Raw genomic sequence first — 23,389 nt, forward strand, 5'->3', positions numbered from 1 at the left:
CCCACGCACCGGGGCGGACGGAAGGGCGCGCATGACGTTGTTTCTGAGATTTGAGGCCATCACCACGCAACTGGCCCTGCGGTTGGCGATTGGCTTTTTGCTGATTGCGGTCGGTCTTGCGCTGTATCAGGTGACGACGCGGTTTGTGTTCGGGCACCCGTCGACATGGTCCGAGGTGATCACGCGCTCGGCGATGATCTGGTGCGTGTTTCTGGCCGTGGCCCCGGCGTTCCGTGAGGGGGCGATGATCGCGGTTGAAATCGTGCAAAAGATCTTGCCGCCCCGTCTGGGCTTTGCGCTTTACCTAGTGTCGATGAGCTTGTCGGTGGTGTTTTTCTGCATTCTCTTTTGGCAAGGCTGGGCGATGACCGAACGGGTCATGTCGCAAAAGCTGGCGGCGTTGGAAATCTCGATTGCTTGGGTCTATGCGGCGCTGCCGGTGGGGTCGGTGTTTATTCTCTTGGCCATTCTGGGTTGCATGTTGCGGGCGGTTCAAAAGGGCGCGGTTGCGTTCTCGGCGGATTTGCAATGAACGCGGCACTGGCGCTATCCCTTGCGATATTCTTTTTGGCTGGCGTGCCGATTGCGGTGGCGATTGGTCTGGCTTCGGTCATCGGGATCGAGGCCAATGGGCGCTTGCCGCTGCTGTTGGTGGCGCAGCGCATGTTCACGGGCATCGACAGCTTTCCGCTGATGGCGATCCCGCTTTTTATTCTGGCGGGCAATCTCATGTCGGCGGGGGGGATTTCGCATCGTTTGGTGGAACTGGCGAAATCCATCGTGGGCGGTATCCAAGGCGGGCTTGCGGCCTCTTGCGTGCTGACGTGCATGATGTTCGCCTCGGTCTCTGGCTCGTCGGTGGCAACGACCTTTGCGATTGGTGCGATCCTGATACCGGCGATGGTGAAACATGGATACCCCGCGCCGATGGCGGCCTCGGTTCAGGCGAGTTCCGCCGAACTGGGCGTGCTTATTCCGCCGTCGATTCCATTGATCCTTTATGGCGTGTCGACGGATACCTCGATTGGGCAGTTGTTCCTTGCAGGCATAGGACCGGGGTTTCTGGTGGCGGGGTCGCTGATGGCCCTGGTCCTGATCCTGTGCCGCGTGCGGGGTATCGGGCTTGAGGATGGGCGCGACCGGCCAAGGGTTGGCCCGGCGCTCTGGTCTGCCTTGCCCGCGTTGATCGTGCCGGTGGTCATCTTGGGCGGCATTTATTCGGGCGTTTTCACGCCGACCGAGGCGAGCGCCGCCGCGGTGGCCGCCGCCGTGATCGTGGGCATGGTGTTCTACCGCGAGTTGCGGTTTGCGGACCTGCCCGAGATCCTGAAAAAGACAGTGTTGGCGACGGCAGCGATCATGCTCATCATTTCGGCGGCGGCGCTCTTCTCGTTTCTCATCACGCGTTCGGGCTTGCCCAATGAAATCGCGGCTTGGTTCAAGGATATTTTCGAGAGCCGCTTTGCGTTTCTCTTGGTGGTGAACCTGATGCTGCTGGTGGTGGGCATGTTCATCGAGACCTCGGCGGCGATCCTTGTGCTGGCGCCAATTCTGGCCCCGATTGCCGTGTCTTACGGGGTTGATCCCGTGCATTTCGGGCTGATCCTTGTGGTCAATCTGGCGCTGGGGATGATCACGCCGCCGCTGGGCGTCAATCTATTCGCGGCCTGTGCAGTGGCCAATCTCTCGATTGAAAAGGTCATTCCGCATCTTTTCTGGTTTGTGCTGACCGTGTTCGGGGCCTTGATGCTGATCACCTATATTCCGGCCATTACGCTCTGGCCGATGCAGACCATTCTTTCGGTGGGACAATGACAGAGATCGTGCATTTTGTTGGGCTGGGGTCGATGGGCCTTGGCATGGCGCAATCGGCGCTGCGGGCGGGGTTCGAGGTTTATGGCCATGATCCGGACGCGGGGCGTCGCGATTTGCTGGTTGCTGCGGGGGGGTGCGCGCTGAACCGAGGTGCGCCCAAGGCGGCGGTGCTGGTTTGTGTTGTGCTCAATGCCGCGCAGACGCGCGATGCACTCTTTGGGGCGCAAGGCTGGGCCGGAGGGGCGCAGGCGGGCGGTGTGATCCTTGGCTGTGCCACGGTCGCGCCGGAGTTTGCCCGCGAGATGGAAGAAGAGGCCTCGCGCCGGGGGCTGCTCTATCTGGATGCGCCGATTTCCGGTGGGGCGGTCAAGGCGGCCGAGGGGCGGCTCTCGATCATGGCGTCAGGCCGGGCCGAGGCGTTTGACCGGGCCGATGCGGTTTTGGCGGCATTGGCCGAAACGGTGCATCGCTTGGGCGATTGCGCCGGGCCGGGATCGGCGATGAAGGCGGTCAATCAATTGCTTGCGGGCGTGCATATCGCGGCCATGGGCGAGGCGCTAAGCCTTGCCACCTCGCAGGGGCTGGATCTGGCCCGTGTGCTGGAGGTGATCAAGGTTTCAGCGGGTAATTCGTGGATGTTCGAAAACCGCGCGCCGCATGTGATCGAGGCGGATTATGCCCCGCGTTCGGCCATCGACATCTGGCCCAAGGATCTGGGTATCGTGGCAGAGATGGCCGCGCGCGTGGCCCTGCCTTTGCCGCTGGTTGCGGCGGCGCTGGCGGAATATCGCGCGGCGTCGGGCGCGGGATTGGGGCGCGAGGATGATGCGGCCATCACCAAACACATCGCGGCCCGCGCCGGATTGCGCTTGCCGGGGGACGCCTGATGCTGCTGGGCTGTATCGGCGATGATTTCACCGGATCAAGTGATCTGGCCAATACGCTGACCAAGGCGGGCATGCGCACGGTGCAATATGTGGGTGTGCCGGATGCGCCTGCCGATACGGGGGTTGAGGCGGGGGTGGTCGCGCTCAAATCCCGATCTATCCCTGTGGCCGAGGCGGTGGCGCACGCGCTGGCGGCGCTAGAGTGGTTGCGCGCGCAGGGCTGCCAGCAAATCCTGTTCAAATATTGCTCGACGTTTGATTCAACGCCCGAGGGCAATATCGGCCCGGTGGCCGAGGCCTTGGCCGATGCCTTGGGCGCGCGGCAGGTGATCTTTTGCCCGGCCTTTCCGGGGGCGGGGCGGACGGTTTATCAAGGGCATCTCTTTGTGAAGGATCGCCTGCTGAGCGAAAGCGGGATGCAGCATCATCCGCTGACGCCGATGACCGATCCTGATATTCGCCGCTGGCTGGGCGCACAGGTGCGCGGCACGGTCGGGCATCTGGACGCTCAGATCGTGCGGCAGGGGCCAGAGGCGATCAAGGCGGCCCTTGCGGCACAGGAGCATCGGTTGATTGTCGCGGATGCGGTCAGCGATGCGGATTTGGTGGCCTTGGGCCACGTGGCGGCAGAGTTGCCGCTGATCACAGGGGGATCAGGGATCGCCATGGGCCTGCCTGACAATTTTCGGGCGCGGGGGCAGTTGGCGGGCAAGGTTGGTGCGTGGCACGGGCAGTCTGGTCCGGTGGTTGTTCTGTCCGGGTCCTGTTCCGAGGCCACGCGCGGGCAGGTGGCGCGGCATGCAACCGCGCATCCGGCGCGGGAAATCTCTGCGGCTGACGTCATGGCGGGCCGGATTGCGGCGGAGGATCTGGCGGATTGGGCCGCTGCGCAGGAAGGGATTGCGATGATCTATTCCTCTGCCGATCCGGCACGGGTGGCGCAGGATCAGGCGCAGTTCGGCGCTGTGGCAGTGGCGGGGGCCATTGAGGCGCTCTTTGCGGCACTGGCGCGCGCATTGGTGGCGCGTGGTGTGACACGGCTTGTGACTGCAGGCGGCGAGACTTCGGGCGCGGTGGTCGAAGCGTTGGGATTGAAAGAGCTTGAGATCGGACCCGAGATTGCCCCCGGCGTGCCGGTGATACGGGCGGGGCATGACCTTGTGCTGGCGCTCAAATCGGGGAATTTCGGCGGGCCGGATTTCTTTATCGAAGCGGCGCAGAGGATGGAGACCTCGACATGAGCGAAAACCGCCTGCGCGAAGACCTGTGTTTCTGGGCCAAGTCGCTGTTTGACCGGGGGCTGACCGGCGGGGCCTCGGGCAATATCTCGGTGCGGACCGAGGATGGCGGGCTGTTGGTCACGCCGACGGGGGTCAGCATGGGGCGGCTCGATCCGGCACGGCTGAGCCGGTTTGACGCGGGCGGGCGGCTGATTTCGGGCGATCCGCCGACCAAGGAAATGCCGCTGCACGCGGCGTTCTATGAGACGCGGCAGAGTGCGGGGGCAGTGGTGCATCTGCATTCCACGCATTCCGTCGCCCTCTCGATCCTGCCCGATACGGATCCTGACAATGCCATTCCGCCGCTTACCGCCTATGCGGTGATGCGGGTGGGTAAGGTGGCGCTTTTGCCCTTCTATGTGCCCGGCGACGCCGCGATGGCCGAGGCGATCCGGGGGTTGGCGGGGCGGCGTGCCTCGGTGCTTTTGGCCAATCACGGCCCGGTGGTGGCGGCCAAGGATCTGGAGGCGGCGGTGTTCGCGATGGAAGAGTTAGAGGAAACCGCGAAGCTGGCGCTGATTTTGCGGGGCACCGGGGCGCGTCCGCTTGATGCCGGGCAGATCGCGCAGGTGGTGCGCAAATTCGAGGTGGATTGGGACTGATGCGGTTTTCGGCCAATCTGGGGTTTCTATTCACCGACCGGCCTTTGCCCGAGGCGATTCATGCCGCGGCGCGGGCGGGATTTGCGGCGGTGGAATGCCATTTTCCTTATGACTTTGCCGCAGATGAGGTGCGCGCGGCATTGGAGGAAACCGGGCTGCCGATGCTGGGGCTGAACACATGGCCGGGCGACCGCGCGGCGGGCGATTTCGGGCTGGCTGCTGTTGCAGGCCGCGAGGACGAGGCCCGCGCAGCGATCCGGCAGGCGGTGGACTATGCGCAGGCCATTGGCGCAGGGGCTGTGCATGTCATGGCCGGATGCACCGATGGCGGAGCAGAGGCAGAGGCGGTATTTCGGAGCAATCTGGCCTATGCCTGTGATCTGGCCGCGCCTGTGGGGCTGATGATCCTGATCGAGCCCATCAATCAGCGCGATGTGCCGGGGTATCACCTGTCGTCGACGGCTCATGCTGCCTCTGTCATCGCAGCGCTGAGGCGGGACAATTTGCGGATGATGTTCGACTGCTATCATTTGCAGATCATGGGGGGGGATTTGCTGCGCCGCTTCGCCCGCTATCAGCCTATCATCGGTCATGTGCAGTTTGCCGGCGTGCCGGACCGTGGCGCGCCGGACCAAGGCGAGGTGGATTATGGCTGGCTTTTGCCGCAGATTGCGGCGCTCGGCTGGCCAGGGCCGTTCGGGGCGGAGTACCGGCCCGGTGAGGCGGGCACAGAGGCAAGTTTGGGATGGTTGACGCGGTTCGCCTGAAACTGCACGCAGCAGCACCTCTCAGCCCTGATGCTCGGCCCCGATGCCCTGAAACATGGCGCGCAGGTCCACCGTGCTTTTGACGCCGACATGGTCGTAATTCGCATCAAGCCATGCCGCTGCCGTCTCGCGCCCGATGTCGCGCAGGCGGGTCAGAAACGCCCATTCGACATTCATCTTGGACGAGGCCCCCATCGGTTTCAGCGCTGCTTCATTCTCGATCAGATGCACCTTGACCGGGCGATAGTGATCGGTCGAGAGCTTGTCCTGAGCAATCAGGCGGTCCACGAAATCAATGGCCCGCAGCTCCTTGAGCAGGCTCGCGTTAAAGCTGATCTCGTTCAGGCGGTTCTGGATTTCCTGCGCCGAGCGCGGTGCGCCTTTGCGCTCGATCGGGTTGATCTGGATGACCACGATGTCATCGGTGCCAGTCTTGCCATAGAGCGGGAAAAGCGACGGGTTGCCCATATAGCCGCCATCCCAATAGGGCACGCCGTCGATCTCGACCGCCTGATACATCTGCGGCAGGCAGGCCGAAGCCATCACCATATCGGCGGTCAATTCTTCGCGGGCAAAGACCTTGACCCGGCCCGTTTCAACATTGGTGGCCGAGACAAAGAGCTCGAACGCCGTGCATTTGCGCACCATCTCGAAATCAATGCTTTCTTCTACCAGATCGCGCAGCGGGTTGATGTTCATCGGGTTGAGTTGATAGGGCGAGGCAACGCCAGTGAGCGCGTTCATGAAATGGTAAAACGGGTTGTTTTCCAGCCCCCAGTTGCCGGTCAGACGGTCCAGCGGCGTGCGTTGCATCGGTGAATGTTTGACGCTGCCACTCATGCTGCGCCAAAAGTGGTCAAGCGCCGCGCGTGCGCCGTCGGGCCCGGCGCGGGTAAAGCCATCTGCCAAAGCCACGGCGTTCATGGCCCCGGCTGATGTGCCAGAGACCCCCGCGATATGCAGGCGCCCATCCTCGAGCAGGTAGTCCAGCACGCCCCAGCTAAAGGCCCCATGCGCGCCACCGCCCTGAAGCGCCAGATTGATCGGTTTGCCGGTCTTGCTCATGGGCGGGCTGTCTCCGTCATTGGGGGGCTGAGTTCAGGCGCACGCTAGCAGCGCCGGTCGCGCGACGCCATGGCCCTTGCCGCCCTCTGCCCTTAGATTCCCGCTCAGACCTGATAATAGCTGCGATACCAGCGCACGAATTGGGCAATCCCGTCGCGCACGCTGGTTTGCGGGCGGTATCCGGTCAGTGTTTCGAGCAGGCGGGCATCCGCCCAAGTGGCGGGCACATCGCCCTTTTGCATCTCCATCATGTTGCGGATGGCGGGCCGTTCTAGCGCGTCTTCGATGGCGGCGACGAAATCCAAGAGGCGCACCTTTTCGGAATTGCCGATATTGACGATCCGGTAGGGGGCGACGGGCGAGAGGCTGTCACCGGGGGCGATATCCTCGGGCGTCATGGGGCGCACGGGGGCGGCATCCATCAGCAGACGGATACCGCGCACCAGATCACCCACATAGGTGAAATCGCGATACATCTCGCCGTGATTGTAGATGTCGATGGGGCGACCCGCCAGAATGGCCTCGACGAATTTGAAATAGGCCATGTCGGGGCGGCCCCATGGGCCATAGACGGTAAAGAACCGAAACATCGTGGTGGGCAGGTTCCACAGATGGGCATGGGCATGGCCCATGGCCTCGGTCGCCTTTTTGGTGGCGGCGTAGATTGTCATCGGGCTGTCGGCCTTCATCGTCTCGGCATAGGGCATGTCGGTATTCGCGCCGTAAACCGAAGAAGTGGAGGCCATCAGGAGATGGCGCACCGCATGGCGCTTGGCCGCTTCCATGATGTTGAAGGTGCCGACGATATTGGCGTCGATATAGGCGCGCGGATTTTCAAGGCTGTAGCGCACGCCTGCCTGCGCCGCGAGATGCACGATGATGTCAGGGGCGCAGGCGTCAATCGCGGCGTCCACCGCTGTCTGATCCTCTAGCATGGCCTCGGTCGCGACAAACCCCGGCTTTTGCATCAGCATCTGGTGGCGGCGCTGTTTCAGGCGGACGTCGTAATAGTCGGTCATGCCGTCGAGGCCATGCACCACCATGCCCTCATCTAGCAGCAGGTTTGCCAGATGATAGCCGATAAACCCGGCGGTGCCGGTGATAAAAACCCGCTTCATCGGCCCGCGCCCCGGACGCTCATTGCAGATCGGCAAAGGCGGTCTGAATACGCGCGACCGCCTCTGCGACGCGGGCGCGCGGTGTGGCGATGTTGAATCGAAGGAAGCTCTCGCCGCCGGTGCCAAAGGTCGGGCCGTGGTTGGCCACAACGCGCGCGTCCCGTTCGACCCGGCCGGTATACTCTGCCGCCGTCATGCCGGTGCCGGCAAAGTCGATCCACGTCAGATAGGTGGCCTCGAGCGGCATGGCGCGCACGCCGGGAATGGCCTGCATTCCAGCCTCAAAAAGTTGCCGGTTGCCATCGAGATAGAGGCAGAGCGCATCAACCCATTCTGCGCCCTCGGGGCTATAGGCGGCCTCGGCCATGAAGAGACCAAAGGAATTGGGCGACATCCCCATCGCCCCCATGCGGGCGGCAAACTGCGCGCGCAGCTTTGCATCGGGCACGATCACATTGCCCAGATGCGCGCCTGCAATGTTGAAGGTCTTGGTGGTGGCGGTCATCATCACCAGCCGGTCAGCGATACCCTCGATATGGGGCATGGCGGTATGGCGCTGACCGGGCATCACAAGATCATGGTGAATTTCATCCGACACGAGGATGAGGTCATGGCGGCGGGCGAAATCGGCCACGCCTTCAAGTTCTGCCTTGGTCCAGACCCGGCCACCGGGATTATGCGGCGAGCAGAGGATGAGCATTTTTTCATTGCCCGTCATCAGCGCATCATAGGCGTCGAAATCCATCTCGTAGCGGCCTGCGGTGTTGACGAGCGGACATTCGCGCACCTCGCGCCCCGCAGCACGGATCACACGGGCAAAGGCGTGGTAGACGGGGGTGAAGACCACCACCGCATCCCCCGGTGCTGTCCATGTGTCGATGCACATCGAGGTGCCATTCACAAGGCCATGGGTGGTAAAGATCGCATCCGCCTCGACCGTCCAGCCGTGGCGTGTCTGCATCCACCACTGGATCGCGGCGCGGTAGGCGGCATCGTCGCCATAATAGCCGTAGACGCCATGCTGCGTCATGCCGATCAGCGCCTCTGTAACACAGGCGGGCGGGCGGAAATCCATATCCGCCACCCACATCGGAATCCCATCCTCGGGCGAGACGCCATATTTGGCCTGCATCATGTCCCATTTGTCGGAATGGGTGCCGCGGCGGTCGATGATCTCGTCGAAATTCATAGGGGTCTCCGGCTCTGAGTTTGGCGCGCAGGCTAACCGATCACGGCCCGAGCGCAAGGGGCGTTGCAGAACGCCCGGTCATCGCCTAAATAGCCGCCATGAAACGGTCCATTCTGATCCATCCCGACCCGCGCCTGAGAAAGGTCTGCACGCCCGTGAAGGACGTGACCGATGCGTTGCGCAAACTCTCGCAGGATATGCTTGAGACCATGTATGACGCGCCGGGCATCGGCCTTGCTGCGCCGCAGGTGGGCGTCATGGATCGTCTGATCGTGCTGGATTGCGTCAAGGATGAGGGGGCGACCCCGCGCCCGATCGTGATGTTGAACCCCGAAATCACCGCCTTTTCCGAGGAAAAGAGCGTGTATGAGGAAGGCTGCCTGTCGATTCCGGATCAATTCGCCGATGTCACGCGCCCTGCAGAGGTCGAGATGCGGTGGATGGATCTGGATGGGGTTGAGCATCAGGAAGGGTTTGGCGGTCTCTGGGCCACCTGCGTGCAGCATGAGATCGACCATCTCGATGGCAAGCTCTTTATTGATTACCTCAGCGCCATGAAGCGGCAACTCATCACCCGGCGCATGCAAAAGCTCAAGCGCGAACTGGCGCGGGGCTAAGCCGTGGCGCCGCGCCCCTGCCTGCGCTGGCCTGACAAGCGGCTGCGGATGCCAGCGGCACCGGTTCCGGAGATCACCGACCAAACGCGCGCCCTCTGGAATGAGATGATCGCGGTGATGGAGGCAATGCCGGGCGTGGGGTTGGCCGCCACGCAATTGGGCGAGATGCAAGCGCTGGCCGTGGTCGATGCCAGCACGGCGCGGGGCCAAGCGGTGCGTATGGCCAACCCCGAAATCCTGCACGCGAGCGTGCAATTGCGCCCCCATGAAGAGGCCAGCCCCTGTCTTCCCGGTGTCTCGGCGATGATCGAGCGGCCACGTGCGGTGACGGTGCGGTTCCTGAATGCCGACGCAGAGGTTGAGGAGCGCGATTTCGTGGGTCTCTGGGCCACGTCCGTGCAGCATCAGATCGACCATTTGCAGGGGCGGATGTATTTTGACCGTCTGGGCCGGGTCAAGCGGGATATGCTGCTCAGGCGGGCGCGCAAGATCGGCTGAGGCAGCGTTTGGGGCGGCGGCGGATTTGAGTATTCTGGGAACAGGGACAGGGGGCGGCATGCGTGTGATCTTCATGGGAACGCCGGATTTCTCTGTGCCGGTGCTTGAGGCTTTGGTTGCCGCAGGCCATGAGGTGGCGGCGGTTTATTGCCAGCCGCCGCGCCCGGCGGGACGCGGCAAAAAAGACCGCCCCAGCCCGGTGCAGGCGCGCGCCGAGGCGCTTGGCCTGCCGGTCCACCATCCGGTGAGTTTGAAAGAGGCCACGGCGCAGGCAGAGTTTGCAGCACTCAAGGCCGATGTGGCGGTGGTGGTGGCCTATGGCCTTATCCTGCCGCAAGCCGTGCTCGATGCGCCCACGCGCGGGTGTTTGAACATTCACGCCAGCCTTTTGCCCCGCTGGCGGGGGGCCGCGCCCATTCACCGCGCCATCATGGCGGGGGATACCGAGACAGGCGTATGCATCATGCAGATGGAGGCGGGGCTCGACACCGGGCCGGTTCTGCTGCGCGAGGCTGTGGCGATTGGCCCCCAAGAAACCACAGGGGAATTGCATGACCGATTGTCTGCCCTTGGCGCGCGGTTGATCGTCGCGGCATTGGAGCGGCTCGACGCCTTGACGCCAGAGCCACAACCCGAGGCGGGCGTGACCTATGCCGCCAAGATCGACAAATCCGAGGCGCGGGTGGATTGGACGCGCCCTGCCACAGAGGTGGACCGGCTGATCCGGGGCCTCTCGCCCTTTCCGGGGGCTTGGTGCGAGGTGGGGGGCGAGCGGATCAAGCTGCTTTGTTCTGCCATGGCAGAGGCGCACGGCGCGCCGGGTGTCGTTTTGGCGGACGGGTTGACCGTAGCCTGCGGCACGGGATCTGTGCGGCTTTTGCGCTTGCAACGGGCCGGGCGCGCGGCGCAGGATGCTGACGAGTTCTTGCGCGGCATGCCCTTGCCGCGTGGCACGCAATTGGGGTGACGCGATGTTCATGCAGCTATTCGGTACGGTAGTAATCGCGGGCATCGTGGGTTACGCCAGCGAAAAGAGCGGGTTCACCCGCAATGGCTATTTGCCCTCGATCATCATCTGCATCGGCGGCGCGTTTCTGTTTTACTTTGTCCGGATCATGTTCGGTATCCGCTTTGGCGCGCCGGGGATTGATGCGATCCTATCCTCAATCGGGGCGCTGATCATCGTGCCGACCCATTGGCGCAATCGGAGGTAGGACATGGGCATCATCGGGCTTTTGATCGTGGGGATTGCGGCCGGGTTTCTGGCGACGCGGTTGATGCGGGTTGAGGTCGGCGTGGTGCCGACAATCCTCATTGGCATTGCCGGAACGCTGATCGGGGCGGTGGTCATTCGCATGGTGCTGATGATCACCGGCTTTCTTGGCGGGCTGATCGGTGCGGTTCTGGGCGCGATGCTGCTGGTCTGGCTGTGGAAGATGATCGGTCAGCGGCGCTGAGGTTTATTGCCGTGGCGGGCGCGCCCGGTAGACCGGCAGCCGCCAGCCAAGCGTAAGAGAGCCCACGCGCAGCGCCCACGTCAGGGCGGCGCAGGTGCCCAAGATCACAAGCGGATCGTTGGTGAGCGTTGCGGCAATCACCGCGCCCAAGGCTCCGGCAAAGGCGGCGGTCACGTAAAGCTCGCCTTGTTTGAGCACAAGTGGCACCTCGTTGCAGACCACATCGCGCATCAGCCCGCCCATACAGCCCGTGACCATGCCCATCAGCACCACGATCACCGGGCTTTGCCCCATCACCATCGCCGCACTTACGCCCGCAGGCACCGCGACGGCCAGCGCGAAACTGTCGAGCCAGAGCAAGAGACGATAGCGGCTTTCGACCAGATGAGCGGTGAAAAACACAAAAAGGGCGGCGACGCAGGCAATGAGGATATAGTTGGGATTGCCCAGCCAGAAGACCGGGTTGCGATCCAAAAGCACATCCCGCAGCGTGCCACCGCCGACCGCCGTCAGGCAGGCGATAAAGGCAAAGCCCACGATGTCGAGTTGTTGGCGCGAGGCCACAAGCGCGCCGGTCAGCGCAAAGATCAGCACTGAGGCGTAATCAAGCAGGATGAGCGCGCTCATCCTTTGGCCTTGCTTGGCTTGTAGGGGGCCATCCCGGCGCGGGCCAGTTCATCGGCGCGCTCGTTCTCGGGGTGGCCTGCATGGCCCTTGACCCATTCCCACGTGACGGTGTGGCGTTTCTGCGCCTCGTCCAGCCGTTGCCAAAGCTCGACATTCTTGACCGGCTTTTTGTCGGCGGTGCGCCAGCCGTTGCGCTTCCAGCCATGCATCCAGCCGGTCACACCATTTTTGACATAGGCGCTGTCGGTGACGATGGTGATGGTTGAAGGGCGCGACAGCGCCTCAAGCGCGGCAATGGCGGCCCAAAGCTCCATCCGGTTGTTGGTGGTATCGGCCTCGCCCCCCGAGAGTTCGCGCTCCTTGAGAATGGCATCGCCGTCCATGGCGCGCATCAGCACCCCCCAGCCACCGGGGCCGGGATTGCCGGAACAGGCCCCGTCAGTATAGGCGAAAAGCGCGGGCATCAGAGCAGCACCCCCACCGCAAGGCAGCCGATCACCACCGCCGTCAGCAGCATCCGCAACGCCATCCACCAAGGTGGGGTGAGGCCCCATCGCCAGAATTGCCAATCCAGCGCCAAAAGGCCTGCAAAACCGAAGATGAGGCTTGTTCCCGCCGAGGTTGGCCCGCCGCCGGTCATGAAAAACGCCCAAAGGGCCGGAATGACCGAAAGGCCATAGCAGATGCCTGCCATCGTGCCTGTCGCCCGCGTGGCGAACCCCCAGAGCACGCCCGACATGAACGACAGGATCACCGCGCCGTAAAAAAGCATCACATAGGGTCCGGCAAAGCGCGGCCCGATGGTCTGCGCGGTCCAGAGGCCGAGGTCGGGCAGGACCACGGTCAGTGCCCCCCAGAGAAAGGGCAAGAGGCCGGCAAGGCCAAGAAAGAGCGGGGCGCGGGGTATCATCTGCATGGCGCGCAAAATGACCCGAGGGGCGCGCAGAGACAAGGGGGAAAGCCGTGCATTCGCGTTCCATGCGCCGCTTCTTAGCCTCTCACGAAGGGCTGGACCGATGCGGGCAACGTGATAGGTACAGCGCATGACCCAGACTCCCACCTTGGCCCCAGCCACCCCCGCTTTTATCGACGCGCTGCGCGCGCGCCTGCCCGCGCCCGCGTTCCGCGAGGCCACGCCCGGCTATTTTGAGGAGCCGCGCGGCCGCTGGCAGGGGCAGGGCGTGGTTCTGGCCCCCGGCAATACCGAAGACGTGGCCGAGATTGTCCGTGCCTGTGCCGCTGCGCGCGTGCCGGTGGTGCCCTATGGCGGCGGCACCGGCCTTGTGGGGGGGCAGATCGCCCCCGGTGGCCCGACCCCGGTGATCCTGAGCCTTGAGCGGATGCGCGCGGTGCGCGGCATTTATCCGGCGGAAAACGTGATCGTGGTCGAGGCGGGGGCGATCCTGCAAGATATCCATACCGCCGCCGCCGAAGTGGACCGGCTCTTCCCGCTCAGCATCGCCGCTAAGGGATCGGCGCGGATCGGCGGCAACCTTGCCACCAATGCGGGCGGCGTCAATGTGCTGCGCTATGGCAATGCGCGCGATTTGTGTCTGGGGCTAGAGGCGGTGATGCCCGATGGGCGCATCTGGCACGGTCTGAAACGCCTCCGCAAGGACAACACAGGCTATGATCTGCGCAACCTTCTGATCGGGTCCGAGGGGACCTTGGGGGTGATCACTGCTGCGGCGCTCAAGCTTTCTCCGCGCCCCATGGGCGAGGGCACGGCGCTGATGGTGGTCGAGGGACCACGCGCCGCGCTTGACCTTTTGGCGCTGGCGCGTGCGCGCATCGGCGAGGGGGTCAGCGCGTTCGAGATCATGCACCGGGCCGGGCTCGAGTTTCTGGCCGAGACCTTGCCCGATATCCGCCAGCCTTTTGCCAAGATGCCTGAATGGTTCGTGCTGATCGACGTTGGGCTGGCCAGTGGGCTTGATCCGGCGGCGGTGTTGGAGGGGCTATTCGCCGAGGCGTTCGAGGCGGGGCTGGTCAGCGACGGCATGATCGCGCAATCCGAAACCCAGCGGCATCAGTTCTGGGAGGTGCGTGAGCAAATTCCAGAGGCCAATCGGCGCATCGGATCCATCAGTTCGCATGACATTTCACTGCCGATGTCGCTGATCCCCGATTTTATCGTGCAGGCGAATGCGGTCATCGCCGGGATCGGCGCGTTCCGGATCAACTGTTTTGGGCATCTGGGCGATGGCAACCTGCATTACAACGTCTTTCCCATGCCGGGGCGGGGACGTGCGGATCATGTGGCGGAGCGCGACGAGATCAAGCGCGCGGTGCATGATCTGGTGCATGAGATGGGCGGATCGGTAAGCGCCGAACATGGCATCGGGCGGCTCAAGGTCGAGGATCTGGAACGCTATGGTGATCCGGTGAAATTGGACGCGATGCGCGCGATCAAGACGGCGCTCGATCCTCTGGGGATCATGAATCCGGGGGCGGTGCTGCGGGGTTAACCCGTGCTGCTGCTTATGCGTCGCCGTCAGAGCGCCCGGGCCAGAGCGGATGCGCCACCGGGTCCTTGGCCTGCCAGAAATACGCAGCGAAAATCTGGGCGTAGGAGCGATAGACATAGCCATCGTTGCGCCGCAGGTAATGGTCGCGCCGCGCCGCATAGAGCGCGGGCAGGCGATACCATGCCACCTCGGGGTGCATATGATGCACCACATGCAGATTGTTATTGAGGAAAATCCACGCCAAGGGGCCGCGATCCTCGATCAGTACGGTACGGCCGCTGGCGCGCAGATGGGCGCGATGCTCTAGAAAGGTGCGGATTTTCAGGATCGCCAAGCCCAGCCAGACCGCCAGCAGATAGGCCCAGACCGGCATCGGCACAAACCACAGCCAAGCCAGCACCAGCGCCACTGCCGGGATATGCCAGAGCCAAGCATCGCGCACGGCACGGTCGCCTGTCTTGATCGCCCGCCAGTCGCTGCGCAGAAAAGAGATCTGCGCCACCATTGGCCCGATCAGCATCCGCCCCGCCAGCGTGTTGTTGAACCGCAGCACCGCCCGCACCCAACCCGGCAGCCGCACCCAGACAGTCGGATCAAGGTAATTCGCCTCGGGGTCATCATAGGGGTCGGTGAGAAATTCGTCGCGGTGATGCGCAAGATGGGTGTCGCGGAACCTTGCATAGGGGATAGCAAGGCAGAGGGCGGGAAAGACCAGCGTTTCATTCAGGCGCTGAGAGCGGAACGGGTGCCCGTGCAGCGCCTCATGGCAGAGCGAGGAATGAAGGGCGATGGCGAGGCCGGTGACGACAATGCCAAGCGGCAACGCGAGGGCCGACGCCGCAGTGGTGCCAAAGATCCACATCGCGTAGCAGAGCGCCAGCAGGCCAAGCGTGGGCCATTCAACGCGAGCCGCCTGCCGCGTCTTGGGCGGCTGTCTGCCTGCTTCGGGGCGCGCGTTCAGCTGCGATGGGGCGTGCATTCTGGGTCCTTTTGATGTGCATCTTCCCCTGACAGTCGTTTTAATCTTCTGAGTGCGCCATTTCGGAAATGGTTAACATTTCTCCGCAACTGTGATTATAGTCACCGCATGTCCAAAAAAATCGACAAACGCCTGCGGGCCACCCTGTTTCGAAACCGGCTGACCGAGGCGATGCGCCGTCGGGGCAGCAATCAGAGCATTTTGGCGCGGGCGATTGAGGTGGATCGCTCGACCGTGTCGCAATTGCTCAAGGGCGATGCCGCGCGGCTGCCCAATGCGCAGGTGGTGGGGGAATGCGCCTCGGCGCTAGGGGTCTCTGCCGATTGGCTGTTGGGCTTGACCGACCGACCCGAAACCGCTGCCGACATGCTGGCCAACACGCTGTCGTTGACCGAGGCCCCACGCGCCCTTGTCGATGAACAGATTTTCGCGTGGCACAAGGAGGCGGCGGGATACAAGATCCGCCATGTGCCGGCCGCGCTGCCCGATATGCTCAAGACCCGCGCGATGCTGGAATGGGAATATGCGCCGCATCTGGGCCGTTCCACTGATCAGGCGATTGGCGCATCAGAGGATCGCATGGCCTGGATGCGGGCGGCGCGGTCGGATTACGAGATTGCTCTGCCGCTGTATGAGATCGAGAGTTTCGCGCGCGGCGAGGGCTATTATCGCGGGTTGCCTGCAGATCTGCGCCGCGCGCAGCTTGATCACCTGATTGCCACGACGACGCAGCTTTATCCGCGCCTGCGGCTTTATCTCTTTGATGCGCGGCGGGTTTATTCCGCGCCGATCACGCTTTTTGGGCCGCTGCTGGCGGTGCTCTATCTGGGGCGCAACTATATGGTGTTTCGCGACACCGAACGTATCGAGGCGATCACATTGCATTTCGACGGGCTGGTGCGCGAGGCAGGGGTGACGGCGCGGGAGATCCCCGCGCATCTGCGTGCGCTGCGTGACGGGCTGGTGCGATAGCGGCGCTATCGCGTTACCGCGTGCGGCGGGGCAGGGTGGCGTTATCTTCGGCCTCGGCGCGGGCCGCGTGCAGGGCGCGGCGGCTAAGGTCCGCGCGCTCTTGCAGGATCTGCTGGCGGCGTTGGTGCTGCGAGAGGTCCTGTTCCACGGCGGCGCGCTCTTGCCGCGTGCGGGCCATCTGACTGCGCGTCGCCTCAAGCTGCTGCACAAGGGTGCGCCCCATGAAATGCGCCGTGCTCAGTTGGCCGGGGGTCATCGGCTCGGCCGGGGCCTGTGCGCTCTGGTCGAGCATTTGACCCAGACGGTCGGCCATGTCGAATTGCTGCATTTCCTGCCGCCGCAAATGGCCAAGCTGCATGGAGAGGTGCCCCAACTCGCGGTTTTCCTGCCGGGCCATCAGGGTCAGGATCCGGTGTTGGCGCGCGCTCATGCGGCACCGCCTGTCAGCGCGCAAAGGGCGCTGATGCTATCCTCAAGGCTGGCGGGTTCATGGATATCCTGCCGGATAAAGGCCTCGATCCGGGGCCAGAGGGTGACGGCCTCGTCAAGCGTGGCGTCTTGGCCGGGGGAATAGGCACCCATGAGCATCATGTCGCGGTTCTCCATATACAGGGCAATGAGGCGGCGCAGGCGCATGGCGGCTGCGTGGTGGGGTTTCTCGGCGATGTCCTTCATCACACGGCTCACCGATTGGGTGAGGTCGATGGCGGGATAGATGCCCATCTGCGCCTGATTGCGCGAAAGCACGAAATGCCCGTCGAGAATGGCGCGGGCCGTGTCCACAACGGGATCGTTGGTGGTGTCGTCGCCATCGGCCAGAATGGTATAGAACGCGGTGATGCTGCCCTGACCGGGCAGGCCCGGACCGGCGCGCTCGATCAGGCCGGGGATCATAGAGATGACAGAGGGCGTATAGCCCTTGGCGGTGGGTTGCTCGCCCAATGCCAGACCGATTTCGCGGCGGGCATGCGCCACGCGCGTGAGGCTGTCCATGATCAGCATGACCTGCTTGCCCTGATCGCGGAAATATTCGGCAATCGCGGTGGCGCGATGTGCCGCGCGCAGCCGCAGAAGCGGCGAGCGGTCGGCGGGCACGGCGACGACACAGGTCTTGGCGCGGTTCTCGCCGGTCATGACCTTGGAGACGAAATCGCCCACTTCGCGGGCGCGTTCGCCGATCAACCCAACGACAATCACATCGGCTGAGGTGTAGCGGGTCATCATTTCGATGAGCACGGATTTACCGACGCCCGAGCCTGCGATGATGCCCACGCGCTGACCGCGCCCGACGGTGAGCGCGGCGTTGATCACGCGCACGCCAACATCAAGCGGGGCATCGACGGGCTGGCGCGCAAGCGGGTTTTGTTCGCGGCCCGAGAGCGGGCGGGTTTCCGGGCAATCGGGCGGACCATAGCCGTCAAGCGGCGCGCCTTCCGCATCAAGCACGCGGCCCAAGAGGGCGTCGCCCATGGCGGCGTTGTGACCGCCGCGCATCTTGTGCACCTGACAGCCATGGGTAATGCGCGCACCGGGTTGATCGAGAAAGAGCAGGTTGCGGCCATTGGCAAAGCCCACGATTTCGCCGGTGGCGCCCTTGCCATCCTCGGTGTCTATGCGGCAGCGCGTGCCGGGGCTGGCAGGAAAGCCCGCACATTCGAGGATGAGACCATCATAGCGCAGCACCTGACCTGAATAGCCGGGGGGTGGCACCTCGGTCATGGCCTCGGTGGCCTGTGCGAGACGCGCCAGAAGATCGGTCATGCCAGCCCCCCGTCGCGTTCGGCGATCACATCGGAGAAGGTGATATCTTCCATGCGAATGCGCAGATCCCCGCGCCCCAAGGTGGTGTCGGGCGACAGCCGCCCCTTGGCCAATGGGCTAAAATCCTTGATATGCGGTTTGATCGCCATAAGGTCGGCGGGGTTCATCAACACGACGGTATTCTCGGCCCCGGCGGCGATTTGATGGGTGATTTTTTCGATGCGGCGCAGAAAGGGGCGGGGGGCCTCGTCGATTTTCTGCCCGGCCCGTTGGGTGGCCAATTGGCGCACGGCCAGCTCCAGCTTGGTGCTCAGGTCTGCCAAACGTTCGTTTTCGGCGCTGGTGAGGCGGGTGATCGCGGCGGTGAAAGCATCGCGCGTCTCAGCGATATCCTGCGCGGCGGTGGCGCGCGCCTCTTCCAGTGCTTCGGCGCGGGCGGCGGCGCGGGCGGCCTCGATGTCCTGCAGGGCGGCGGCGTGGCCTTCGGCCCAAGCGACACGGCGCTCGGCCTCGATGTCAAAAGTGGCCGGGGGTGGCGCAGGGGTGAAGCTGGCGGTGGGTTTCTCTTCGGGCGTTGCGGTGACAGGCGCGGGCTCTGCCTCTGGCGCGGGCGCGCGCAGGGGGCGCACCACGGTCTGCGGGGCAAAGCTGCTCTCGGCTTGCGTTTCAGGGATGGCAGGATCGCGGCGCTGGAATTGCTGCGAAGACCGACGCACCAGCGCCAGCAGATCCTCGGGCGTGAGTGCGCCGGGCGCGGGGGGAAGGTCAGGGGCAGGCATGGCGGTCATGGTCTCAGACCATCTTTTCGCCGCCGCGTCCGGCGAGCGTGATCTTGCCCTCGTCCGACAGGCGACGGGCGACGGTGATGACCTGTTTCTGGGCCTCCTGCACCTGGCTCAGGCGTACGGGGCCCATGGCCTCCATCTCGTCCATGATATTGGCGGCGGCGCGGGCCGAAACACAGCCCAAGAGCTTGTCGCGCAGGGTTGGGTTGGACCCTTTGAGGGCGAGGATCAGAATCTCGCTGTCGATCTCGCGCAGCACGGTTTGCAGGGCGCGTTCGTCGGATTTGATGAGGTAATCGAACACGAAAAGATTGTCCTGAATATCCTCGGAGAGCGATTTGTCATCCTTGCGGATGTCTTTCATAATCCGCTCTTCCATGTCCTGACGGGTGAAGTTCATGATCCGTGCGGCGGCCTTGACCCCGCCAATCTGCGAGGCGCGCAGTGTGGTGTTGGCCTTGAACTTGGCGCGCATCACCTCTTCGAGGTCGCGCAGCGCCTCGGGTTGTACGGTGTTGAGCGTGGCGATGCGGCGGATGATTTCGGGCTGTGCCTCGGGGGGCAGCAGCTTGAGCACTTCGGCACCTTGGGCATAGTCGAGCGAGGCGATGACCAGCGCCATGATCTGCGGATGTTCATCCTGAATAAGCTCGGCCACGGCAGAGGGGTCCATCCAGTCGAGGATTTCGATCGGGCGTTCGCTGTTGGAGGGCACGATGCGCGAGAGCACAGATTGCGCCTTATGTGCGCCAAGCGCCTGATCAAGCACTTGCCGCACGTAATTTCCCGCGCCGATTCCGATGCCGGTCTGGTTGCTGACCAGCCCCAGAAACTCGTTGAGCACGGCATCGACCGTATCGTGATCGACGCCCTGCACGGTGAACATGGCCTCGCCCAGAACCTGCACTTCGGAGGGGGAAAGGGCGCGCAGGATTTGTGCGGCGGTTTCCTCACCAAAGATCATCATAAGGATGGCGGCCTTTTGCACCGGGGTCAGGTCCGCGCCGGGGCGCGTGCCAGAGGGGGCAGGGAGCGCGAGGGTCATGGCCGGTCCTCACCAGTGGGGGTGATCATGGATTTGAAGACGCCCGCGATGCGATTGGTCTCGGACCCAGCCATCTGGCGGAGGAGGTCGATCTTTTCCTCGTAGGTGATGGCACCGTTGAGGTCCTCGGCATTCGGGGCGGCGGTTTCAAGGCGCTGGCGCAGGGCTGACAGGCTCTCGCCACGGGGTACTTCGATGGCATCGCCATAGGTCATGCCAGTGGCGGCGGTAGCGCCGACGGGGGGCAGCAGGCGATTGAGGATCGGGCGCACGACACCCAGCACGATGATGCCAAAGAGCGCCAGTTGAGCAAGCGTGCGCCCCAGCGTCGGCAGCCAAGCCGCGTCATACCACCGCTCTGCCGAAATGACGGAGGGGGCCACCACAAACGGGGCGCTGGCCACGGTGACGATATCGCCACGCTCTGCGTTATAGCCGATGGCGGAGCGGGTCAGCGCCTCGATTTCCGCGAGGGGCACGGCCTCGGGGGCGGCAGAGGTGGCTTCACCCTCGGCAGGGGCGGCGGGGGTTGGCAGGCGGTGCAAAAGCACGGCGGCATGCACGCGGTTGATCTGAGCGGTCTGCGGCTGGCGGGTTTCCACCCGGCGGCTGACCTCGTAATTGCGGGTCGAGGAGGTGGCGCTGTTGGTGGTGCCGCTCTTGGCACCTTGGGTGGCGGCCTCGGCCATTTGCGCCTCATTCGGGGGCGTGTTGGCCACGGCACCGGGAATGCCGCCCGCCTGCGCGCCGCTGGTTTGCTGGCTGCTGCTTTGCTCGCTGCGCAGGGCGGTGTCGGGCAGGTATTCTTCGCTGGTGATCTCGGAGCGGGTGAAATCCATATCGAGTGTTACTTCGACGGCGGCATTGCCCGCGCCCACGATGGGGGTCAGGAGCGACAGCACGCGGTCGCGGTAGAGGGTTTCAAGCCGGCGCTGGTGCTGCATCTGGCGGTCGGCTTCGGCCTGCACCGGGTCTTCTTCGGGGCTGGTCAGAAGCGTGCCGGTCTGATCCACGACCGAGACATTGCCGCGCGGCATATCGGGCACGGCGGCGGCAACGAGACTGACAATGGCGCGCACCTGTGCTTGGTCCAGGGCCATGCCCGGGGCGAGTTCGAGAAACACAGAGGCGCGGGGCGGCTGGCTGTCGCGGACAAAGGCGCTGCGCTCGGGCAGGGCAAGGTGCACGCGTGCGGCGCGCACTGGCCGCAATTCCTGGATCGATCGGGCAAGGTCGAGTTCCTGCATCCGGCGCAGGCGCGCGGATTCGATCTGGCGCGAGGTGCCCATGGGCATTTCGTCAATGGCCGACATGCCGTCGGTCGCCCCTTCGGGCAAACCTTGGGTGGCCAAGAGCATGCGGGCGCTGTGAAACTGATCAGCGGCCACGGTAAGCGCGCCGGAAGAGGGATCAAGCCGGGCGTCCATGCCAGCCGCAGTCAGCGCGTCGAGGGCGAGGGATTTTTCCGCCTCGGGCAGACCTGCGTGAAGGGTCACGCGGTTGGCCGGGGCCAAAAGCAGCCACGCGGCCAGACCAAGGGTCACGACCAACAGCACGCCAATCGCGGGCAGGGCACGGCGCAGGGCAGGCTGGGCGATGAACCCATCCATGCCCGAGAGCGCAAGGCGCGCCCGTTGCACAAGCGAGGTGGCGCCAGCCTGTGCCGGGAGGGTGGTTTGCTGTCCGTCCATAGTCTCTACTTCCGTGGTTCTAGTCTGGGCCTCAGACCGGCATATTCATGATGTCGCGATAGGCGGTGAGCGCCTTGTTGCGGACCTGCATCGTCATCTGAAACCCCAGCGATGCGACCTGTTGCTCGACCATGACGGCGGCGAGGTTTTCGGTCCGCCCGGTTTCGAAATCGCGGGCGGCCTGCGAGGCCTTGCTTTGCTGGGTGTTCACGCTCTCGACCGCCTTGCCCAGCCGTTCAGCAAAGCCCGGCCCCTGCGCGTCGGCCATGGCGGTCGGGCGCTGAATAGGGTCAGGGCGTGCTGCCGCCTGTGAGGCGTGCATCATGCTGACGGAAGAGGAGATGCCGGTCAGGCTCATGTCAGGTCAGGATCAGGCGGCAAGAGAGGTGGGAAGGGCTGCGGGACGCGAGCGTGTCAAAGAGGTGGGGCGGGCAACGAGCATGATATGTTCGGGTGCAATCACCATGCCATCGGCGAGCACCAGCGCGCGCTGCATCACGTTTTCCAACTCGCGCACATTGCCGGGCCAGGCGTGACCGGCGAGGATGTCGCAGGCCTCGGGCGACAAAAGCGGCGTGGGCAGGCCCTCGGGTGTGTGGCGGCGCAGCATGGCCTGCGCCAGCACCGGCACATCCTGCGGACGGGCGCAGAGGGCCAGCGTTTCCAAGGGGAACACGTTGAGGCGGTAGTAGAGGTCTTCGCGGAAGGCCCCGCGGGCAATTTCGGCCTCCATATCGCGGTTGGAGGTGGCGAGGATGCGGACATCAACCTGAGCTTCGGTCTGGCTACCGAGCGGGGTCACGACCTTTTCCTGAATAACGCGCAGGAGTTTGGCCTGAAGCGCCATCGGCATTTCGGAAATCTCGTCAAGGAGCAGCGTGCCGCCGTCGGCGGCGCGCAGATAACCTTTGTTGGCGGTGTTGGCCCCGGTGAAGGCCCCTTTTTCATGACCAAAGAGCAGCGCTTCGAGCATGTTCTCGGGGATGGCGGCGCAGTTGATGGCGACAAAGGGTTTGTCGGCGCGCGGCGAGGCCTGATGGATCAGGCGCGAGAGCACCTCTTTGCCGCTGCCGGTGGGGCCGTTGATAAAGACGCTGACGTCAAAGCGAGCGACGCGGCGGGCCATGTCGATCAGCGCGCCAGAGTTCGGGTCGGCGGCGACCATGGTGCCGAACGGAGCAGCCAAGAGATCGGCCACTGCCATCAAGGCGGCATCGCGCAGGGCGGGCAGGCCGCTATCGGGCAGCGATACGGTCAGCATGCGTCCGCCCAGATCCTCGCGCAGAGCAAATTCTGCGGCCTGACCTTCGATCACCACGATCCGTTTCGCCCCCAGCTTGCGGGCCAGTTCCACCAGCGCGCGCTGGTCGGTCACGGGCGCCCCCTGCACCAAGGTGTGACAGGTGGGCTGATAGCCGATGCGAACATTCAGACGACGCCCGTCGAGCAGGGCCTTGAGGGCTTGTGCCTGAGGGAAATTCGCGGCGGTGATGCAGATGTCGGCCATGGGAAACCTCGTTGATTGCGATATGAAAACTGTAAGCAGGGATCGTGCCACGCGGGATTTGGGGGCAATTCACCCCCGGAATTGCCCAAAGTCGCGATTTTGTGGGGAAATTTCGGTCCCAGGACCCTGAAAACGTCGCAACTCCGACGAAAACGCGAGGTGTCGACTGTCACCTGTCGAGGCTTCGTCATTCGGGTAGAGATGTGGCGCTGTCCTTTGGATCATGTTGCGCTTTCAGCGTCGGATCACGCCAAAAGCG

The 23,389-nt window shown here is 63.9% G+C and carries 27 protein-coding genes; 13 read left to right on the plus strand and 14 right to left on the minus strand.

Annotated features, from left to right (window positions below; genetic code table 11):
- The first annotated feature begins 31 nt into the window (after window positions 1–31).
- Genes GC127_RS13170 through GC127_RS13195 form a run of 6 tightly spaced genes read left to right on the plus strand, consistent with a single transcriptional unit; the run spans window position 32 to window position 5,351 of the window.
- Window positions 32–532: a TRAP transporter small permease gene (locus tag GC127_RS13170; protein WP_151978530.1), complete on the plus strand. Its 501-nt coding sequence runs from the start codon at window positions 32–34 to the stop codon at window positions 530–532.
- Complete coding sequence (locus GC127_RS13175) at window positions 529–1,815, plus strand: TRAP transporter large permease (RefSeq protein ID WP_008279869.1); 1,287 nt, start codon at window positions 529–531, stop codon at window positions 1,813–1,815. Before GC127_RS13170 ends, GC127_RS13175 begins: the two co-directional genes overlap by 4 nt.
- A complete protein-coding gene (gene ltnD / locus GC127_RS13180) occupies window positions 1,812–2,702 on the plus strand; it encodes an L-threonate dehydrogenase (RefSeq protein ID WP_151978532.1) in 891 nt (296 codons plus the stop codon). The genes GC127_RS13175 and ltnD overlap by 4 nt, the downstream gene beginning before the upstream one ends.
- Complete coding sequence (gene otnK / locus GC127_RS13185) at window positions 2,702–3,943, plus strand: 3-oxo-tetronate kinase (RefSeq protein ID WP_151978534.1); 1,242 nt, start codon at window positions 2,702–2,704, stop codon at window positions 3,941–3,943. Before ltnD ends, otnK begins: the two co-directional genes overlap by 1 nt.
- Window positions 3,940–4,584, plus strand: a complete 645-nt coding sequence (gene otnC, locus GC127_RS13190) for a 3-oxo-tetronate 4-phosphate decarboxylase (protein WP_151978536.1) — start codon at window positions 3,940–3,942, stop codon at window positions 4,582–4,584. Before otnK ends, otnC begins: the two co-directional genes overlap by 4 nt.
- Window positions 4,584–5,351, plus strand: coding sequence for a hydroxypyruvate isomerase family protein (locus GC127_RS13195; protein WP_151978538.1), 768 nt, complete (start codon window positions 4,584–4,586; stop codon window positions 5,349–5,351). The genes otnC and GC127_RS13195 overlap by 1 nt, the downstream gene beginning before the upstream one ends.
- A 21-nt stretch (window positions 5,352–5,372) precedes the next feature.
- Here the strand turns inward: GC127_RS13195 and GC127_RS13200 are convergent, their stop codons facing one another.
- From GC127_RS13200 to GC127_RS13210, 3 genes are all read right to left on the minus strand, one after another.
- The gene (locus tag GC127_RS13200) at window positions 5,373–6,416 is read right to left on the minus strand and encodes a patatin-like phospholipase family protein (protein WP_008279875.1); all 1,044 of its coding nucleotides are present in this window, start codon (window positions 6,414–6,416) and stop codon (window positions 5,373–5,375) included.
- A gap of 104 nt (window positions 6,417–6,520) precedes the next feature.
- Window positions 6,521–7,534 carry an NAD-dependent epimerase/dehydratase family protein gene (locus GC127_RS13205; protein ID WP_151978540.1) on the minus strand — a complete coding sequence of 338 codons (1,014 nt, stop codon included), beginning with the start codon at window positions 7,532–7,534 and terminating at the stop codon, window positions 6,521–6,523.
- Between the two features lie 19 nt (window positions 7,535–7,553).
- Window positions 7,554–8,723, minus strand: a complete 1,170-nt coding sequence (locus GC127_RS13210; protein ID WP_151978542.1) for a MalY/PatB family protein — start codon at window positions 8,721–8,723, stop codon at window positions 7,554–7,556.
- A gap of 98 nt (window positions 8,724–8,821) precedes the next feature.
- Here GC127_RS13210 and def (GC127_RS13215) point away from each other — a divergent pair, with 98 nt between their 5' ends.
- Genes def (GC127_RS13215) through GC127_RS13235 form a run of 5 tightly spaced genes read left to right on the plus strand, consistent with a single transcriptional unit; the run spans window position 8,822 to window position 11,295 of the window.
- Window positions 8,822–9,340: a peptide deformylase gene (gene def, locus GC127_RS13215; RefSeq protein WP_008279878.1), complete on the plus strand. Its 519-nt coding sequence runs from the start codon at window positions 8,822–8,824 to the stop codon at window positions 9,338–9,340.
- A gap of 3 nt (window positions 9,341–9,343) precedes the next feature.
- Window positions 9,344–9,838 (plus strand): peptide deformylase, encoded by a 495-nt coding sequence (gene def / locus GC127_RS13220; protein WP_151978544.1) that lies wholly within the window; start codon window positions 9,344–9,346, stop codon window positions 9,836–9,838.
- A 58-nt stretch (window positions 9,839–9,896) separates the two neighbouring features.
- On the plus strand, window positions 9,897–10,805 hold the full coding sequence (gene fmt, locus GC127_RS13225; RefSeq protein ID WP_151978546.1) for a methionyl-tRNA formyltransferase: 909 nt from the start codon (window positions 9,897–9,899) through the stop codon (window positions 10,803–10,805).
- A gap of 4 nt (window positions 10,806–10,809) precedes the next feature.
- A complete protein-coding gene (locus GC127_RS13230; RefSeq protein ID WP_008279881.1) occupies window positions 10,810–11,052 on the plus strand; it encodes a hypothetical protein in 243 nt (80 codons plus the stop codon).
- 3 nt (window positions 11,053–11,055) lie between these two features.
- Window positions 11,056–11,295, plus strand: coding sequence for a GlsB/YeaQ/YmgE family stress response membrane protein (locus GC127_RS13235; RefSeq protein WP_008279882.1), 240 nt, complete (start codon window positions 11,056–11,058; stop codon window positions 11,293–11,295).
- A gap of 3 nt (window positions 11,296–11,298) precedes the next feature.
- Here the strand turns inward: GC127_RS13235 and GC127_RS13240 are convergent, their stop codons facing one another.
- The 3 genes from GC127_RS13240 to GC127_RS13250 are packed head-to-tail and all read right to left on the minus strand — an operon-like array spanning window position 11,299 to window position 12,838.
- Window positions 11,299–11,922, minus strand: a complete 624-nt coding sequence (locus GC127_RS13240) for a trimeric intracellular cation channel family protein (RefSeq protein WP_008279883.1) — start codon at window positions 11,920–11,922, stop codon at window positions 11,299–11,301.
- Window positions 11,919–12,386 (minus strand): ribonuclease HI, encoded by a 468-nt coding sequence (rnhA, locus tag GC127_RS13245; RefSeq protein ID WP_008279884.1) that lies wholly within the window; start codon window positions 12,384–12,386, stop codon window positions 11,919–11,921. Before rnhA ends, GC127_RS13240 begins: the two co-directional genes overlap by 4 nt.
- Window positions 12,386–12,838, minus strand: a complete 453-nt coding sequence (locus GC127_RS13250) for a DUF3429 domain-containing protein (protein WP_008279885.1) — start codon at window positions 12,836–12,838, stop codon at window positions 12,386–12,388. The genes rnhA and GC127_RS13250 overlap by 1 nt, the downstream gene beginning before the upstream one ends.
- Before the next feature lie 127 nt (window positions 12,839–12,965).
- Between GC127_RS13250 and GC127_RS13255 the strand changes: the two genes are divergently transcribed.
- A complete protein-coding gene (locus GC127_RS13255) occupies window positions 12,966–14,390 on the plus strand; it encodes an FAD-binding oxidoreductase (RefSeq protein WP_151978548.1) in 1,425 nt (474 codons plus the stop codon).
- Between the two features lie 13 nt (window positions 14,391–14,403).
- Here the strand turns inward: GC127_RS13255 and GC127_RS13260 are convergent, their stop codons facing one another.
- Window positions 14,404–15,369, minus strand: coding sequence for a fatty acid desaturase (locus GC127_RS13260; RefSeq protein ID WP_151978550.1), 966 nt, complete (start codon window positions 15,367–15,369; stop codon window positions 14,404–14,406).
- 108 nt (window positions 15,370–15,477) lie between these two features.
- Here GC127_RS13260 and GC127_RS13265 point away from each other — a divergent pair, with 108 nt between their 5' ends.
- Window positions 15,478–16,341 (plus strand): helix-turn-helix domain-containing protein, encoded by an 864-nt coding sequence (locus tag GC127_RS13265; RefSeq protein WP_008279889.1) that lies wholly within the window; start codon window positions 15,478–15,480, stop codon window positions 16,339–16,341.
- Between the two features lie 13 nt (window positions 16,342–16,354).
- Here the strand turns inward: GC127_RS13265 and GC127_RS13270 are convergent, their stop codons facing one another.
- The 7 genes from GC127_RS13270 to GC127_RS13300 are packed head-to-tail and all read right to left on the minus strand — an operon-like array spanning window position 16,355 to window position 23,130.
- Window positions 16,355–16,771, minus strand: a complete 417-nt coding sequence (locus GC127_RS13270; RefSeq protein WP_151978552.1) for a hypothetical protein — start codon at window positions 16,769–16,771, stop codon at window positions 16,355–16,357.
- A complete protein-coding gene (locus tag GC127_RS13275) occupies window positions 16,768–18,102 on the minus strand; it encodes a FliI/YscN family ATPase (RefSeq protein ID WP_008279891.1) in 1,335 nt (444 codons plus the stop codon). The genes GC127_RS13270 and GC127_RS13275 overlap by 4 nt, the downstream gene beginning before the upstream one ends.
- Window positions 18,099–18,890 (minus strand): FliH/SctL family protein, encoded by a 792-nt coding sequence (locus GC127_RS13280; protein ID WP_008279892.1) that lies wholly within the window; start codon window positions 18,888–18,890, stop codon window positions 18,099–18,101. The genes GC127_RS13275 and GC127_RS13280 overlap by 4 nt, the downstream gene beginning before the upstream one ends.
- Window positions 18,891–18,894: 4 nt before the next feature.
- Complete coding sequence (gene fliG / locus GC127_RS13285; protein WP_081507914.1) at window positions 18,895–19,932, minus strand: flagellar motor switch protein FliG; 1,038 nt, start codon at window positions 19,930–19,932, stop codon at window positions 18,895–18,897.
- Window positions 19,929–21,623 (minus strand): flagellar basal-body MS-ring/collar protein FliF, encoded by a 1,695-nt coding sequence (fliF, locus tag GC127_RS13290; protein WP_081507915.1) that lies wholly within the window; start codon window positions 21,621–21,623, stop codon window positions 19,929–19,931. The genes fliG and fliF overlap by 4 nt, the downstream gene beginning before the upstream one ends.
- A 31-nt stretch (window positions 21,624–21,654) precedes the next feature.
- Window positions 21,655–21,981 carry a flagellar hook-basal body complex protein FliE gene (fliE, locus tag GC127_RS13295; RefSeq protein WP_008279895.1) on the minus strand — a complete coding sequence of 109 codons (327 nt, stop codon included), beginning with the start codon at window positions 21,979–21,981 and terminating at the stop codon, window positions 21,655–21,657.
- A gap of 12 nt (window positions 21,982–21,993) precedes the next feature.
- The gene (locus GC127_RS13300; RefSeq protein ID WP_008279896.1) at window positions 21,994–23,130 is read right to left on the minus strand and encodes a sigma-54-dependent Fis family transcriptional regulator; all 1,137 of its coding nucleotides are present in this window, start codon (window positions 23,128–23,130) and stop codon (window positions 21,994–21,996) included.
- Between the last annotated feature and the right edge of the window lie 259 nt (window positions 23,131–23,389).

Source organism: Roseovarius sp. EC-HK134 (assembly GCF_902498815.1).
GTDB lineage: Bacteria > Pseudomonadota > Alphaproteobacteria > Rhodobacterales > Rhodobacteraceae > Roseovarius > Roseovarius mucosus_A.